This window comes from Carboxydocella thermautotrophica, assembly GCA_003054495.1.
In the GTDB taxonomy this organism is placed as follows: domain Bacteria; phylum Bacillota.
The window spans coordinates 2419588-2435320 of sequence record CP028514.1 but is presented as its reverse complement, the minus strand read 5'-3'; the positions used below and the strand labels follow the sequence as shown (position 1 = coordinate 2435320).

The 15733-nt window shown below is 52.2% G+C and carries 15 protein-coding genes; 10 read left to right on the top strand and 5 right to left on the bottom strand.

All coding sequences use genetic code 11. The annotated features are described in order from the left end of the window. The first annotated feature begins 98 nt into the window (after positions 1-98). The 6 genes from CTH_RS12350 to CTH_RS12325 all read left to right on the top strand — a co-directional run bounded on the left by CTH_RS12350 (position 99) and on the right by CTH_RS12325 (position 4263). Positions 99-347: a 4Fe-4S binding protein gene (locus tag CTH_RS12350; protein ID WP_159071958.1), complete on the top strand. Its 249-nt coding sequence runs from the start codon at positions 99-101 to the stop codon at positions 345-347. A 59-nt stretch (positions 348-406) separates the two neighbouring features. After that, positions 407-1327 carry a DNA-3-methyladenine glycosylase family protein gene (locus tag CTH_RS12345; protein ID WP_078665784.1) on the top strand — a complete coding sequence of 307 codons (921 nt, stop codon included), beginning with the start codon at positions 407-409 and terminating at the stop codon, positions 1325-1327. A gap of 296 nt (positions 1328-1623) precedes the next feature. Continuing rightward, positions 1624-2367: an energy-coupling factor ABC transporter permease gene (locus CTH_RS12340; protein WP_078665785.1), complete on the top strand. Its 744-nt coding sequence runs from the start codon at positions 1624-1626 to the stop codon at positions 2365-2367. Between the two features lies 1 nt (position 2368). After that, positions 2369-2662: an energy-coupling factor ABC transporter substrate-binding protein gene (locus tag CTH_RS12335; protein ID WP_078665786.1), complete on the top strand. Its 294-nt coding sequence runs from the start codon at positions 2369-2371 to the stop codon at positions 2660-2662. Beyond that, a complete protein-coding gene (cbiQ, locus tag CTH_RS12330) occupies positions 2655-3452 on the top strand; it encodes a cobalt ECF transporter T component CbiQ (protein WP_078665787.1) in 798 nt (265 codons plus the stop codon). The genes CTH_RS12335 and cbiQ overlap by 8 nt, the downstream gene beginning before the upstream one ends. Then, complete coding sequence (locus tag CTH_RS12325) at positions 3433-4263, top strand: energy-coupling factor ABC transporter ATP-binding protein (RefSeq protein WP_107754106.1); 831 nt, start codon at positions 3433-3435, stop codon at positions 4261-4263. Before cbiQ ends, CTH_RS12325 begins: the two co-directional genes overlap by 20 nt. Positions 4264-4287: 24 nt before the next feature. Here the strand turns inward: CTH_RS12325 and CTH_RS12320 are convergent, their stop codons facing one another. Next, positions 4288-5139, bottom strand: a complete 852-nt coding sequence (locus CTH_RS12320; protein ID WP_078665789.1) for a DegV family protein — start codon at positions 5137-5139, stop codon at positions 4288-4290. A 61-nt stretch (positions 5140-5200) separates the two neighbouring features. Then, positions 5201-6076, bottom strand: coding sequence for an RluA family pseudouridine synthase (locus CTH_RS12315; RefSeq protein ID WP_159073892.1), 876 nt, complete (start codon positions 6074-6076; stop codon positions 5201-5203). Between the two features lie 65 nt (positions 6077-6141). Here CTH_RS12315 and CTH_RS12310 point away from each other — a divergent pair, with 65 nt between their 5' ends. From CTH_RS12310 to CTH_RS12300, 3 genes are all read left to right on the top strand, one after another. Continuing rightward, positions 6142-7212 carry an FtsW/RodA/SpoVE family cell cycle protein gene (locus tag CTH_RS12310; protein ID WP_107754104.1) on the top strand — a complete coding sequence of 357 codons (1071 nt, stop codon included), beginning with the start codon at positions 6142-6144 and terminating at the stop codon, positions 7210-7212. Positions 7213-7282: 70 nt separating this feature from the next. Further along, on the top strand, positions 7283-8017 hold the full coding sequence (locus tag CTH_RS12305; RefSeq protein WP_078665791.1) for an N-acetylmuramoyl-L-alanine amidase: 735 nt from the start codon (positions 7283-7285) through the stop codon (positions 8015-8017). A gap of 83 nt (positions 8018-8100) precedes the next feature. Then, on the top strand, positions 8101-9411 hold the full coding sequence (locus CTH_RS12300; protein WP_078665792.1) for an APC family permease: 1311 nt from the start codon (positions 8101-8103) through the stop codon (positions 9409-9411). A 10-nt stretch (positions 9412-9421) separates the two neighbouring features. Here the strand turns inward: CTH_RS12300 and pruA are convergent, their stop codons facing one another. From pruA to CTH_RS12285, 3 genes are all read right to left on the bottom strand, one after another. Further along, positions 9422-10969, bottom strand: coding sequence for an L-glutamate gamma-semialdehyde dehydrogenase (gene pruA, locus CTH_RS12295; RefSeq protein ID WP_107754102.1), 1548 nt, complete (start codon positions 10967-10969; stop codon positions 9422-9424). Between the two features lie 25 nt (positions 10970-10994). Beyond that, entirely contained in the window at positions 10995-11924 is a 930-nt protein-coding gene (locus tag CTH_RS12290) for a proline dehydrogenase family protein (RefSeq protein ID WP_318262693.1), read from the bottom strand. 150 nt (positions 11925-12074) lie between these two features. Further along, positions 12075-13820 carry a sigma 54-interacting transcriptional regulator gene (locus CTH_RS12285; RefSeq protein WP_078665794.1) on the bottom strand — a complete coding sequence of 582 codons (1746 nt, stop codon included), beginning with the start codon at positions 13818-13820 and terminating at the stop codon, positions 12075-12077. 89 nt (positions 13821-13909) lie between these two features. Here CTH_RS12285 and CTH_RS12280 point away from each other — a divergent pair, with 89 nt between their 5' ends. After that, on the top strand, positions 13910-15718 hold the full coding sequence (locus CTH_RS12280; protein WP_159073891.1) for an ABC transporter ATP-binding protein: 1809 nt from the start codon (positions 13910-13912) through the stop codon (positions 15716-15718). Positions 15719-15733: the final 15 nt, after the last annotated feature.

Below are 15733 nucleotides of genomic sequence, written 5' to 3'. Positions count from 1 at the left end.
TAAACTATACTATCACACAGGGCAAGAAATTTCCAGCTGTCAATCCGCCTGTAAGGTGGATGGGGAAGAATATGGGAGGAAGAAGGAGGAAGAGCGGGATGCCTATCTACATCGACAAAAAGCTATGTGACCAGAACAAGGACTGTCCGGCAGCGACCTATTGTGTACCCCTGGCCCTGCGCTATGACAAAGAACGGGGTGAAATCGTCTATGATCGGGAGAAATGCATGAGCTGTGGCACCTGTGTGGTCCATTGCGGACCGGGGGCCATCTACTTCGCTCAGGATGACGAGGAACTGGCTCTGCTGGTAGAGGAGCTGAAACGGTTAGAAGAGGAAAACGGCTAAAGGCCGCTTTCCTCTTTTTCTATTTGTGGTAAAATGGAGAGGAAATGGAGGGTTAATGGATGCAACACGAATTTTACTGGAATCCCCCTGCTCCTACCGATTTACCGGGAATGCTGAAACGAATGCGTTCTGCCGGTCAGGATGTACTCTACCGGCTGGGGGAGAATGGTTTACAAAAGGCCCTGAGCTGGGATGGTCGACCTGTTTTATTGACAGTACAGGAAGAAGGCACAGTAACCAAACCCTGCTGGCATATTGAGGTGGCTGGCCCCGAGCTACCGCCTGACTGGCAGGAACGGGCTATTGCCTATTTAAGCCATGTCTTTTGCCTGAATTTTGATTTGCCTGCTTTTTATCAGTTTTGCCGCCAGCATCTTCCCCTGGCTGCTCTGGTGGAGCGTTTCTATGGTCAGCGCATGATCCTGGAGCCGACTCTTTATGAAGCGGCCATTAGCTCTATAATTGCCCAGCAGCTCAATCTCAGTTTTTGCGCCCAGCTGAAACGGAATTTGCTGGTCCGTTGTAATTGCCAGTGGCACTGGGAAGGGGTGGACTGGCTGTTGTTTCCTGAGCCGCAACAACTGGTCAGGTTGACCGCGGAAGATTTACGTTTACTCAAGTTCAGCCGCAGTAAGGCAGAATATGTACTGGGAGTGGCCCAGGCTACAGCAACAGGCCAGCTGAACTGGAGCAAGGTTGAAACCATGCCGGAACAGGAGGCGATGAGCTATTTAATTTCCTGGCGGGGCATTGGGCGCTGGACAGCAGAGTGTATCCTGCTGTTTGGCCAGGGGCGGTCGGACTTGTTGCCGGCAGCGGATATCGGTTTACGTAATGCGGTTGGGCAGCTGTGGGGGCTGGGACGCCAGGCAACTGAAGCTGAAGTACGGGAAATCGGGGAAGGCTGGCGGCCCTACCGGAGCTGGGTAACCCATTATCTCTGGTTGAGTTTAACAGAAAATTCAGGCAAAGACTTGTAAAAATGACCATAATATGCTATGATAATTACTGTTAAAAAAGAATAACAGAGGCGCCTGGCCCTGAGGGGTCGGCTTAAACGGTATCCGGTGCGAATCCGAGCATTTACTGTGTTGGTGAGCGGGCTCATTGTGAGGGGCCAGCGATGAACCTCAGCCAGTAACCGGCCTGCTGAAACACACCTTTATGCAAATGGGAGGTGGTTTGCTTCAGGCTGTCCGTTAAGCTGAGCGCCTTGCCTTCCCTGGTCATAAGGCTGGGGATTTTTTATTTTGCAATGCTGGGAGGGGAAGAGTAGATGAAAAAGTACAAGTCATTAGTTCTGATTGGTTTGGGTTTATTATGGTTTACTTTAAATGCCCCTGTTAATGCTTATGCCATGCACATAGCTGAAGGCTTCCTGCCGCCGGTTTGGGCGGGATTATGGTATTTGCTGTTCTTGCCCTTTTTGGCCTGGGGTTTGTACCGGATAAACCGGATAGTAAAAGCCAACCCCGGAGTAAAGATGCTCCTGGGTTTGGTGGGAGCTTTTGCCTTTGTACTATCTGCATTAAAAATACCTTCCGTAACCGGTAGCTGTTCCCATCCAACGGGAGTGGGGCTGGGAGCTATCCTGTTTGGTCCAGCTGCCATGATGGTGCTGGGCACGATTGTTCTCCTTTTTCAGGCTTTACTGCTGGCCCATGGCGGGGTAACTACTTTAGGAGCCAATGCCTTTTCTATGGCTATTACTGGCCCTCTGGTTTCCTATGGACTTTACAAGCTTTTGCAAAAAACCGGGGTGAACCGCAGTTTCAGCATTTTTCTGGCCGCTACCCTGGGGGACCTGGCTACCTATCTGGTGACATCGGTTCAGCTGGCCCTGGCATTTCCCACCGGTGGGCTCATTGCTGCCTTTCTCAAATTTGCCGGGATTTTTGCCCTTACCCAGATTCCGCTGGCCATCAGCGAAGGCTTGCTGACTGTAGTGGTCTTTAATACCATCAGCAATTATAACCGCCAGGAGTTAGTGGAACTGGCAGTTCTGACGGAGGAGGGTTAAGATGAAAAAGCAAAATCTTATTTTATTGCTAATGGCCGTGGTTTTATCTTTAGGACCTCTTGTCCTGTTGCCCAATGCCCCTTTCGCTGGAGCTGATGGGCAGGCGGAAGAAGTGATCAGCCAGTTGCGTCCTGACTACAAGCCCTGGTTCCAGAATTTCTGGCAACCGCCCAGCGGGGAAGTGGAAAGCTTGCTCTTTGCCCTGCAAGCAGCCCTGGGCAGTGGTTTTATTGGCTATTATTTAGGCTATCTTCGCGGCAAAAAACAGGCAGAGGAGAAAAAAGGGCATGTTTAATATCGATCAATTTGCTTATAATAACCGGCTGCGTCATGTTCATCCTCTGGAAAAATTGCTATTGACCGGATTAACTATGGGGGCGGTCTTGAGCCATCCCCAACCGGTGGTAACGGGCCTGGTGCTGCTAATAATGAATGGAATTTTATGGGGGCGGGCTGGTATACCCTTGCGCTATCTGGTGCGGCTGCTGCTTTTGCCTTTTTCCTTTTTGCTGCTCAGTGCCTGGACGATTTTGTTAAGCCTCAGTACCGAGCCGGTTAGTGGGATTATAACCTGGAAAATCGGGCCGCTGTTTGCAGGGATTGACTGGCGGCAGCTGGGGCTGGCCCTGCGGGTTATACTACAGGCTCTGGCTGCTGTCAGCTGCCTTTACTTTCTCATCCTGACTACACCGATGGTTGAGATCCTGGGAATTCTGCGCCGTTTGCAGATTCCGCCCCTGCTACTGGAACTGATGGGATTGGTTTATCGCTTTATCTTTGTGCTGGCGGAAACAGCAGTACAGATCCAGATTTCCCAGGCTTCCCGCTGGGGCTATGCCAGTCTGGGCAATTCCTACCGCTCCCTGGGCCAGTTGATAACCGCTCTGTTGTTCAAATCCCAGCAGCGTTCCCGCCAGCTCTATCAAGCTCTGGAGGCCAGGGGTTATCAGGGGGAGTTAAGGGTATTGGAACCGGAATATCACTGGTCCGGTGCCAATCTGGCCTTGATTGCTCTGGTACAAATGGTACTCTGGTTTATGGCATTAAACGGGGGAGGAGAAAAAATTGTCATCTTTCATTCTTGAGGCCTGTGCCGTGGAATTTGCCTATCCGGATGGGACGGTAGCATTGCAGGGTGTGAATATGGCGATTGAACGGGGAAAGAAAATTGCCGTGCTGGGGTCCAATGGGGCGGGCAAATCCACCCTGTTTTTGCACTTTAACGGAATTTTACGGCCCCGGCGGGGGGAAATCCGTTTTGCCGGGCATAAAGTCAGCTATAAACATAAAGATTTACTGGAGCTGCGCAAACGGGTGGGGATTGTTTTTCAGGACCCGGATAGCCAGCTATTTTCCGCCAGTGTCTATCAGGAGATTTCCTTTGGCCCCCTCAATCTAGGCTTGGCGGAAGCGGAGGTGCGGCGGAGGGTGGAACAGGCTCTGGCAGCCACGGAGATCAGCCATTTACGGGATAAACCGACCCATGCCTTGAGTTACGGGCAGAAAAAACGGGTTTCCCTGGCGGCCATTCTGGCCATGGAGCCGGAAGTGCTGATTTGTGATGAGCCTACAGCCTGGCTGGATCCGCGCCATTCCAGACAAGTAATGGAATTGCTGGATAATATTAGCGACAAGGGGACAACGGTCATCCTTTCCACCCATGATGTGGAACTGGCCTATGACTGGGCAGATTATGTCTATGTCATGCAACAGGGACGGGTAATCGGGCAGGGAACACCGGCGGAAATTTTCCTGGATGAAAAGCTTCTGCAACAGGCAGATCTGACTCAGCCCTGGCTGGTTGAGGTATATCAGGCCTTGAGGCAACGGGGGCTAACTAACCGGCCGCTGCCGCGCAATCGGCAGGAGTTGCTGGCCCTGGTGCTGGCTCAATAAAAAAGCTGTCCGCAAGGACAGCTTTTATGCTTCACAGAAAACAAAACCTACCAGACCAGGGCCGGTATGGATGCCAAGAGCCGGGGAAATCTGTTCCAGAAAGCTTTCTACCACAGTGGGGAGCTCTTTCAGTTTTTTGTAAAGCTCCCGTGCCTCTGCCTCGGCGGCGCCATGCAGAACAGCCAGCCGGCAAGGGGTTTCTTTAGCCAGCTGTTCGCCTATTTTCAGCAATTCTTTTAACCCCAGTTTTTTTCCCCTTACTTTTGTGAAGGAAAAATACTTGCCTTCTTTATCAACAGAAATAATGGGTTTTAGATTGAGCATTTGCCCAAGAAAGGCGGAAACCGCACCAATACGACCGCCCCGGTGGAGATATTCCAGCGTATCGAGGATAAAAAAGACACGGCTAGTATCCCGCAGATGTACTAAGCGCTGCCAGATAGTATCCAGATCGGTTTGGCCGCTGCGCAGCATCCGGGCGGCTTCCAGAAGCAGAAAACCCTGACCGAAGGAAAGGGAACGGCTGTCAAATACCCGGATGTCCAGGCCTTCATACTGGCTGGCTATGGTCTGTACCATTTGCCAGGTACCAGAAAGACTGCTGGAGATATGGATGGCCAGTACCTGTTTGTAGCCTTCAGCCTTCAGTTGGTCCAGCAAAGCCAGAACCGCGCCGGGAGTGGGCATGGAAGTGGTGGGGATTTCAACCGGCAAGCGAGCATAGATATCCTCGGGCTGGATATCTACCCGGTCCAGGAACTGACCATCCTGATAATTGATGCCAAAGGGCAGGACGTGAATTTGCAGCGCTTCTAACAAGGTCGGGGGTAGATCGCAGGCGCTGTCTGTGATTAGTGCAATGGAAAACTGGGGCATTCTTTCTCCTCCAAATATTTAGATTTCTTTTATTTTAACATATTAACAACCATACTAAAAGCTATTTTAAAAAATTCCGAAAATCGGCAGGTAACGGAGCGCTAATTCCCTGTCCTGGCCAAACCAGGCGCTGGCAGTGGAGCAGAGGACGAGGGGCCAGGGGAGCGGCCGGACCGCCATAATATTTGTCCCCCAGAATAGGACAGCCCAGGTGGCTTAAATGTACTCGAATTTGGTGGGTACGACCGGTAACCAGCTCCAGTTCCAGCAGGGACCATTCCTTCCCGGTTTGTAGAAGGCGGTAGCGGGTAAGGGCAGGCTGCCCCGCAGGAATGATGGCGCGTAACTGTGGATGATGGGGATGAGGGCCGATGGGAGCTGAAATTTCTCCCGTTTCAGCCGGAGGCTGGCCCAAAACGATGGCCTGGTAATAGCGGATGATTTTGCCGCTGCGCAGTAGCTGGTCCAGTACATGATGGGCATGGCTGTGTTTGGCAAAGAGAACAACGCCACTGGTGTCCCGGTCCAGTCTGTGGACAGGATGGGCCACCGGGGCCAGACCTTTTTGCTGCAGGTAATAGGCTACACCATGGGCCAGAGTCGGTTTTTGCCCCTGGTGCGGTCCACCGGGATGAACAGCTATACCTGCCGGTTTGTTAAGAGCCAGGCACTGTTCATCTTCAAAAAGAATATCTAAAGCCATATGTATCGGGGTTAGACCGGGGGCCGGAGCAGCGGTTTCCAGCAGGACTTTCAGCTCATCTCCTGCTTTTACGGTATGGCCCAAAAAAGGGGCACGACCATTGAGCAAAATTCCCCGGCGGCGGGTCAGGCGCTGAATCGCCCGCCCTGATACCTGTAACTGCTGGCGCAGAATAGTTTCCACCGTCAAACCGGCTTGTTCGGGGGGAACAGAATAGGTCAGCCATTTGCGCAAGGAATTTGCTCCTTTCTGTGATATAATGGATAATAATATTATATCCCGAATTGGGAGGAAGGGAAATGCTTGATTTGCGCCGCACCCTGGCTCTCCTGTTGCCGTTGTCTCTGATGGCAATTGGGGTAATGCTGGTGGACAGAGCCACAGCCGTGCGTTCCTGGCAGGATTATGGCAATTACCATGCCTATGGCTTACGGCAGGCCCAGTTCGCTCTCCTGGCCCTGCTGGCCTTCTTTCTGGCCTGGCGGACTACTGTGCCTTTCTGGCAAAACTGGGCCTGGAGTATGTGGGCAATTACAGTAGTGCTAAACGGTTTTTTGCTGGTGCCTGGCTGGAGTATAGCGGCCGGCGGGGCAGCTCGCTGGCTCAAGCTGGGTGATCTGGTAATTGCCCCTGCTGGTTTGATGCTGCTTACTACCTGTTTGGTCTTACCCCTCTTACCCCGGCGGCGCTGGATGCTGGCCCTTTTAATGGGCGAGAGTTTGCTGCTGGCAGCTCAGCCCGATTTCAGCCAGATTCCTGTCCTCTGGGCAGCAGGCCTGACGGTGCTGGTCCTGAAGGGCAATTTCGGTCTGAGAGAAGGGTTGGCCGGAGCCCTGGGACTGTTGCTGTTTAGTGGTCTGGCCTGGTTACATCCCTATGTGCAGGGGCGTATTTACAATGTCCTCTGGCCCATACCAGGGCAGGGGGGTGAGGATTATCTGGGGCTGCGCCGCATGTGGGCAGAAGCAGGCTGGTGGGGCCAGGGTTTTACCTGGCGGCAGGAGAGTTATTATATCTCATCACCGGAAGATGATTATCTCTTTGCTTTCCTGGCCCACAAACTGGGTTGGGTAGCAGCTGTACTGCTGGTTATTGCCTATCTGGCCTGGGTTTGGGCGGTCTGGCCGCGGCGCTGGGAAAAGTACTGGCAGGGGGATTACCCCCTGATGGTGCGAGGGGCTTTGCTGGCCTGGCTGGGAAGTGCAACGGCCTTGCATTTTCTGACCAATAGCGGCTGGTTTCCTATTACTACCATTAACTTGCCCTGGATGAGCTGGGGAGGAACTGGTTTGATTACAACCGCCTGGGCGGCAGGTTTGGCGGCCGGGATGGTAGGAAAGGAAGAAGGAGAGTATGCAGGAGCGGGTTAGACCGCTCTTTTTTTCTTGGTCAGTGGCGACACCGGCAAACGGTGCATACAATTCAATGAGGTGATGCTAGATGGATGAGGTCAAGCTGGTGTATAAGGGCAAGGCCCTGCCCTTTTTTGGACGGCTGCAGGAAAACCAGACCTGGGTGCCTATCCGGCCTTTGCTGGAAAGCCTGGGTCATCGTCTGGTCTGGGATGGCAGTAATCGGATCGTTTATATTGATTCCCAGCCAGTGGTAGCAGTCAAACCCCTGGCCAACCGGATTATCTGTCTGGACGCCGGGCATGGCGGGCCTGACCCGGGAGCGGTAGGGCCCAGTGGCTTGAAGGAAAAGGATGTCACTCTGGATGTGGTTCTGAAGCTGAAACAGCTCTTACAAAATGACGGGGCCCAGGTGATTTTAACCCGGGATAGTGACCGGGTAGGGGAACCGGATAGCCGGGTAGCGGAATTATCCCGGCGGGTAAAGCTGGCCAATAGTCAGGGGGCCCATATCTTTGTTTCTGTTCATTGTAATTCTGCAACCAATAGGGAAGCCAGGGGCACTGAGATCTATTTCCATCATGCTACTGCCCGGTCGCTGGCACAGGCCTTAGAACCACCCCTGCAAAAACCCGGGTTACCCTGGCGGGGGATTAAACAGGGCAATTTTCTGGTCATTCGCAAAGCCCAGATGCCGGCAGTACTGGTGGAACTGGCCTTTATCAGTAACCCCATTGAAGAAAGACTGCTGGCCGATAACGCCTGGCGGCAACGCTGGGCTCAGGCCCTGCGTGATGGGATTATAAATTATTTTCAAAGCTAAACAATATACTTGTAAAGGTTCTGGTGCTGTGCTATATTAGACAGGGCAAATTTTAAATACTGACATACTAAGGAGGAGCAGCATTGGAACAACAGTTGCGCAAGGAATTGGGCTTATTCACAACAATGATGCTAGTAGTGGGTATGGTTATTGGAGCAGGGGTCTTTTTTAAACCGGCTGTGATCCTGAAAGCCACCGGTTCACCGACCTGGTCGTTGGGAGCCTGGATTCTAGGTGGAATCATCACTCTGGCGGCGGGTTTGACTATGGCGGAACTGGCGGTAGCAATTCCCCGTACAGGGGGTCTATATGCCTACCTGGAAGAACTGTATGGGCCAGTTGTTGGTTTTCTCTTTGGCTGGGTCCAAACGGTAATCTACGGACCGGCTATAGTAGCAGCTCTGGCTATTATCTTTTCTGCCCAGCTCGGGCAGCTGTTGCATTATTCTGGCTGGGTAGAAACTCTGGTTGCTATCGGCCTGGTATTGCTGGTAGCGTTGATTAACACAACTGGCACCAAACAGGGCGGTAGAGTGCAAACCATTTTTACCATTGGCAAACTCATACCCATCCTGACAATTATCGGTTTTGGTTTATGGCAGGGCCAGGAGCAACTGGGCTTGTTTACCGGTACAGCAACACGCATTACCATTAGCGGTCTGGGTGCGGCGATCCTGGCTACTCTCTGGGCCTATGACGGCTGGCTCAATGTCAGTTATGTAGCTGGAGAGATGAAAAATCCCAAACGGGACTTACCAATTGCTATTTCTTCCGGCCTGTTGCTGGTTATGGCTGTTTACCTGACAATCAATTATGCAATTTTCAAGGTAGTGCCTCTGACCCAGCTGGAACAGTCGGCTACACCAGCCACGGATGCGGCTCAGATGCTCTTTGGTACATTTGGAGCCAGTATTGTCGGTATCGGCATTCTGGTCTCTATCTTCGGAGCATTGAATGGTTATTTGTTGACTTCTGCCCGGGTGCCTTTTGCCATGGGACAAAAAGGTCAATTACCAGGCAGTGACTGGATCGGCAAAGTTCACCTGACCTTTGGCACCCCAGTAAACGCTATATTCTTGCAGGTGATAATTGCATGTTTCTTCATTCTCACCGGGAGCTTTGATCGCCTTACTGATCTGGCCATGTTTTCCGTCTGGATTTTCTTTGTTTTAGGCCTGGCCGGAATTTTTCTTTTGCGGCGAAGGGAGATAGGCCAGGATCAGTACCGGGTACCCCTTTATCCTTTTGTGCCGCTGGTAGCAATGATAGGGGGAACTTATATTTTACTCAATAATTTGGTTACTAATCCTCTGGATTCCTTGTTTAGCCTGGGCATTACCGCCCTGGGCTTACCGGTTTACTGGTGGACAGGTAAAAAAGAAGGGGCTATTTAGCCCCTTCTTTTTATAATTTTTCACTTACCACCTTGGCCTGGGTGAAGAGCAGGAGATAGTCGCGGCCACCGGCCTTGGAGTCGGTGCCGGACATGTTAAAACCACCAAAGGGATGGACGCCTACCAGGGCCCCGGTGCATTTACGGTTGAAGTAGAGGTTGCCGACATGGAAGTGGCGACGGGCTTTTTCCAGATGTTCGCGGTTGGTGGAATAGACGGCACCGGTCAGACCATAGATGGTATTGTTGGCAATTTCTAAGGCATGGTCGAAATCCCGGGCTTTGATAAAGGCTACTACAGGACCGAAGATTTCTTCCTGGGCAATGCGAGCCAGGGGATCGACATCAGCGAAGACAGTGGGCTGGAGATAAAAGCCATTGCCTTCAGCTTTGCCACCACCACACATCAAACGGCCTTCTTGTTTGCCGATTTCCATATACTCCAGGATTTTTTCATAGGCTTTTTGGTCAACCACCGGACCCATGAAGTTGCCGGGATCTTGCGGAGGGCCGACCTTGATTTGTTTGGCCTTTTCCACTACTTTTTCCAGGACATAGTCATAGACATCTTGATGGATAATGGCACGGGAACAGGCGGAACACTTCTGGCCCTGGAAGCCAAAAGCTGAAGCAACTATCCCTTCAACAGCGGCTTCTAGATCAGCTTCCTTGTCGACGATGATAGCATCCTTACCGCCCATCTCCGCTACTACTCGTTTCAGCCAGATCTGGCCAGGGGCCAGTTTGGCTGCCCGCTCATAGATGCGCAGTCCCACTTCCATGGAACCGGTAAAGGAGATGAAACGGGTACGGGGATGATCCACCAGGAAGTCGCCAATGGCACCACCGCTGCCCGGCAGGAAATTGATTATCCCGGGAGGCAGGCCGACGCTTTCCATCAGCTCCACGAATTTGGCGGCGATTACCGGGGAAGCGGAAGCGGGCTTTAGCACCACAGTATTGCCGGATACGATGGCAGCAGTGGTCATCCCCACCAGGATAGCCAGGGGGAAGTTCCAGGGCGGGATGATTACCCCTACGCCCAGGGGAATATAGTACAGTTCATTGTCTTCACCGGGAATGCGGGTCAGGGGCTGGGGTTCGGCCAGACGCAGCATTTCCCGGCCGTAAAATTCCATGAAATCAATGGCTTCAGCGGTATCAGCATCGGCTTCAGCCCAGTTTTTACCGACTTCATAAACCAGCCAGGCGGAGAATTCATGTTTGCGCCGCCGCATTTCGGCTGCTGCTTTGAACAGATAACGGGCCCGTACGGCAGGATCTACCTGGGACCAGGTGCTAAAGGTTTCTTCTGCAGTTTTGATGGCTTTTTCAGCCAGTTCCAGGTTGGCTTTGGCTACATAGCCCACCACCTGGTCCTTGTTGCCCGGGTTAATGGAAACCAGTTTTTCCTCGGTCATGATTTTCTCTTTGCCGATCACCAGAGGATAGCTCTGGCCCAGCTGGCTTTCTACCAGGGCCAGGGCCCGGGTCATGGCTTCCCGGTTAGCCGGCTGGCTAAAATCTGTAAAAGGTTCGTTACGGTACTCTTGCAGCATGGAAATTTTACCTCCCTTGAATTTTTTATGGTTTAAGCATATTTTTCAGGATAAAGAAGAGGTTAGCGGGCCTTTCGGCCAGACGGCGGGAGAAGTAGGGATACCAGTCTTTACCGTAGGGTACATAGACCCGCATCCGCCAGCCTTTTTTGACCAGCTCTTCTTGCAAATCCCGGCGAATACCATAGAGCATCTGGAATTCAAACTGTTCTTTACGCAGGCCTTCCTTTTCTACGAATTCCATGAGCTCCCGAATGATTTTTTCGTCGTGGGTGGCGGCCCCAAAATAGACGCCGGAACGGAGATAAGTTTTGGCCAGTTTCAGATAGTTAGCATCAACATCCTTTTTGCTGGGATATGCCACCTCCGCAGGTTCCTTATAGGCTCCTTTGCAGAGGCGAATGGTGGATTTCCGCTTGATCAGTTCCTCCACATCCCTGGCGGTACGGTAGAGATAGGCCTGTACTACTATGCCTACCCGTTCCGGACCATATTCATTCAACAAGGTATAAAACAAATCAAAAGTGATCTGACAGTGGTCGGAATCTTCCATATCGATGCGGACAAAATTATTGTACTTTTGCGCCCGCTCCAGAATTTCCCGCATGTTGTTGAGACAGAAATCATAATCAATGTCCAGGCCGATCTGGGTCAGTTTCAGGGAGAGATTAGCCCGCAGCTTTTCCTGATGGATGGCATCAAGGATAGCCAGACAGGCTTCCACCGCTTCCCTGGCCTGTTCCTTACTGGTGATGCTTTCCCCCAGGTGGTCCAGGGTGACATCAATGCCTCTGCTGTTCAGTTCTTTAACTCTCTGAACAGCTTCGGCCAGAGTGCTACCAGCCACGAAGCGGGCGGCACCCCATTTCATCCCATGTTTACTGACCAGGTTGACTACTGTTTTGTTGGCGGCAATGGTAAGAATTATTTTGCGCGCCAGCAGGTTCATATCCATTATGCCTTCCCCCTATTTTTTATTGCCGCAATTTTACGCCAATTTAATTTAGCAATTTTCGTGCCATTTATTGGCCGGGAGCAAACTGGCGCCCAATACAGGGAAAAAGCACTTCCTCGCCCAATTTGTGTCAAAAAACTGACGCCAGTGTCAGTTATCTGGCGTCAGACCCAGGACCTTCATTTTATAGTAGAGGCTGCTGCGGGGGATGCCCAGCAAACGGGCGGCTTCGGCCTTGTTGTAGTTGGCCTTTTTCAGGGCCTCGGCAATCAGCCTTTTTTCTGTAGCTATGGTTACTTCCGGCAGTGGGCCGCTGGTATCATTGTCAGGCAAACGCAATTCTTTCAGTTTCTCCAGGCGAAGATGGGCAGGCAGGGTATCCTGACGCAAAATGCCATCATCGGAGAGAATAACCATCCGCTCCAGGGTGTTGCGCAGTTCCCGTACATTGCCGGGCCAGTGGTAATTCATAAAAGCCACCATTACTTCTGGCTCAATTTCCTGAATGCGTTTTTGATGGATGCTGGCCAGCTCCTGGACCAGCAAGTAGGCCAGTTCGGGCAAATCTTCCTTGTGCTCCCTGAGCGGAGGCAGGGTTAGGGTAAGGACATTCAGGCGATAATAGAGGTCCTCCCGGAAAGTACCTTCCCGGATCATTTTTTCCAGATCCCGGTTAGTTGCAGCGATGATGCGGACATTCACCTTGATGGGTTTAGTACCACCTACCCGGTAAAAGACCTTTTCCTGCAAGGCCCGCAGCAGTTTGGCCTGCAGGCTCAATTCCAGCTCACCGATTTCATCCAGAAAGAGGGTACCTCCTTCGGCCAGCTCGAATTTACCGGGTTTGCCGCCACGCTCAGCCCCCGTAAAGGCACCGCTTTCATAGCCAAACAGTTCACTTTCAAAAAGCAGGGAGGGCAGGGCGCCGCAATTAACGGCAATAAAGGGCTGATTGTAGCGTTTGCTTTCTTCATGGATGGCGCGGGCAAACAGTTCTTTACCGGTGCCGCTTTCCCCCCGGATAAGCAGGGAAGCATCGGTAGCAGCAAATTTTTTGGCTAAATTAATGGTTTCCTTTATAATGGTACTGTGGCCATAAATAGTGGCAAAGGCGTTCTTCTGACTGAGACGGTTGATTTCCTTGCGCAGTTTTTTGACGGTAGTGCTGGTGCGGGTCAGCTCCTGATTCAAGTAAACGATATCTCCGATATCCCGTTCCAGGGAGAGGCTCCCTATCACCCGGTTTTCGCACTGAATGGGAGCGGCGGTAATCAGTACATGGGCGTCTTCCCGGGGCTGGTGGTAGCTTTCTCGAATCACTTTGTTTTCCTTCAGGGAGTGGGAAACCAGAACATTGGGGAAAAACTTGCTGACCGGCTGGCCGAGGATTTCCCTTGCCTTAATGCCATAGAGGATTTCGGCCCGGGGATTCCAGTATTCCACTTCTTCCCGTTCGTTGATGATACAAATAGCCTCACTGGCATGGTTAAGGAGTGTGTCCAGGATAGCCTGACTTTTGAGCCAGCCCCGGATAATGCCAGTGGTGAGGATTTCCCAGGTGATTACCCCCAGGGGATTCTGGTTTTCATCCACTACTACCAGTCCGGGATGCTGCTGGTTGAAAAAAGCCAGAATTTTGGCCAGGGAGAAGTCCGGGCCAATGGTTACAGGCCTGGACAGGGAAAAGACTTTGCTGATAGGCAGAGGCTGTTCTGAACGGGCGGCCAGGATTCGTTCACGGCTGAGTAAGCCCCGGATCTGGCCTTTTTTGCCCAGGATCAGCACTGCTTCTGCTCTGGTAGAGGTCAGCTGAGCCTGTAAATGGGATAAAGGGATGTGGGCTTCCCGGCGCAGAAAAGCTGTGGACATTACTGCTGCAGCTGTAAGAGATGACATACCGATTCCTCCTGAGTGTCAAAAAATTGACGCTTTTATATAACAGTATTCGCCTGTTCAGGCAAAATTCCTGCTGGGAGGGAGAGAAAATGGCCCATCCATTCAGTGGAGTGGATTGGGGTCTGGAGGAGAAGAAAATTACCAAACCGGACCCCCGTTTGTTAACGCGAATAGCAGGGTATCTGCGGCCTTACTGGCGGCAATGGTTGCTGGTGCTGCTCTGTATTCTAGGGGGAGCGGTTATGGGGGCATTACAGCCCTATCTGATTAAACTGATTCTGGACCAGGCAATCCCCCAGGGGAAACTGGGGTTATTAAACCTGCTGGTGGCTGGGATAATTGCAACAGCTTTGCTGGGGGGATTGCTGGGGGTGGCTCAGTTTTATCTGGCTACTCTGATTGGACAGAAGCTGATGTATACTTTGCGCCAGCAAATGTATGAACATTTGCAGCAACTCAGTCTCAGTTTTTTTGTCCGCCACAAGACAGGGGAGATCATTTCCCGGTTAACCAATGATGTGGGGGGCTTACAGAATGTGGTGGGGGATACCATTACCGGGCTTTTCAATAATGGCCTGGTTTTTCTGGTTACTCTGGGCTCCATGTTCTGGCTGGACTGGCGTTTGACCCTGGTGGCCCTGGTGGTTTTGCCGGCTCTGGTTCTACCCACCCGCCAGGTAGGCCGCATGAATTACCGGGCCCGTAAAATGGCCCAGCAGAAACTGGCGGACTTGTCCAGTCTGATGCAGGAAACCCTCAACATTTCCGGGGCCATGCTGATCCGGGCCTTTGGCCGCCAGTGGGAAGAAAACAGCAGGTTTGCCCGGGAAAACCTGGAGCTGCTGGAGTTAGAGCTAAAACAGAAAATGATCGGCCGCTGGTTTTTTATGTTGCTGGGGGTAATCACCGCCGCCGGCCCTGCTTTTATCTACTGGTTTGGGGGCTGGCAGGCTATCAAAGGGGAGCTCAGCATAGGGACAGTAGTTGCATTTACTGCCTATCTCAGCCGGCTCTATATGCCGGTTTCAGCCCTGGCCAACCTGGTGGTGAACATCCAGGGTTCCCTGGCCCTGTTTGAGCGTTTGTTTGCCTTTCTGGATGAAGTGCCTGAGGTGCAGGAAAAAGGGGAATCGGTTACTCTGACGGAAATTAAAGGGAGGCTGGAATTCCGGGATGTCTGGTTTGGCTATGAAAAAGACCGGCCTATCCTGCAAGGGGTGAGTTTTGCCATTGAACCCGGACAGACAGTGGCGATTGTGGGGCCCAGTGGGGCAGGGAAGAGCACTATCAGCTACCTGGTACCACGATTTTTTGACCCCTGGCAGGGGGAAGTGCGATTAGATGGAATTGACATCAGGGATTTAAGCCTGGCTACCCTGAGCCGGCATATCGGGCTGGTGACCCAGGAGACCATTCTCTTTCATGCTACTGTGCGGGAAAACCTCCTCTACGGCAAGCCTGAAGCGACGGAAGCGGAAATGGTGGCAGCGGCCAGGGCAGCTCATATCCATGACCTGATTATGTCTTTGCCGGAAGGGTATGATACGGTAGTAGGGGAGCGGGGCTATCGGCTTTCCGGTGGGGAGAAACAGCGGCTGGCCCTGGCCCGGGTGATTTTAAAAAACCCCCGCATCTTTATTCTCGATGAGGCTACTTCCAACCTGGATTCCCATTCGGAGCAGCTGATTCAGCAGGCTTTAGAACCTTTACTAAAAACTCGGACATCCCTGGTGATTGCCCATCGGCTTTCCACTATTCTCTCGGCAGACCGCATCCTGGTGCTGGCCGGGGGGAAAATTGTGGAGGAAGGAACCCATCAGGAGTTGCTGGCACTAAATGGCCGCTACGCCAGGTTATACCGGGAGCAATTTGGACAAACAGCAGAGCCGGCCGGATAAACCGGTCGGCTCTGT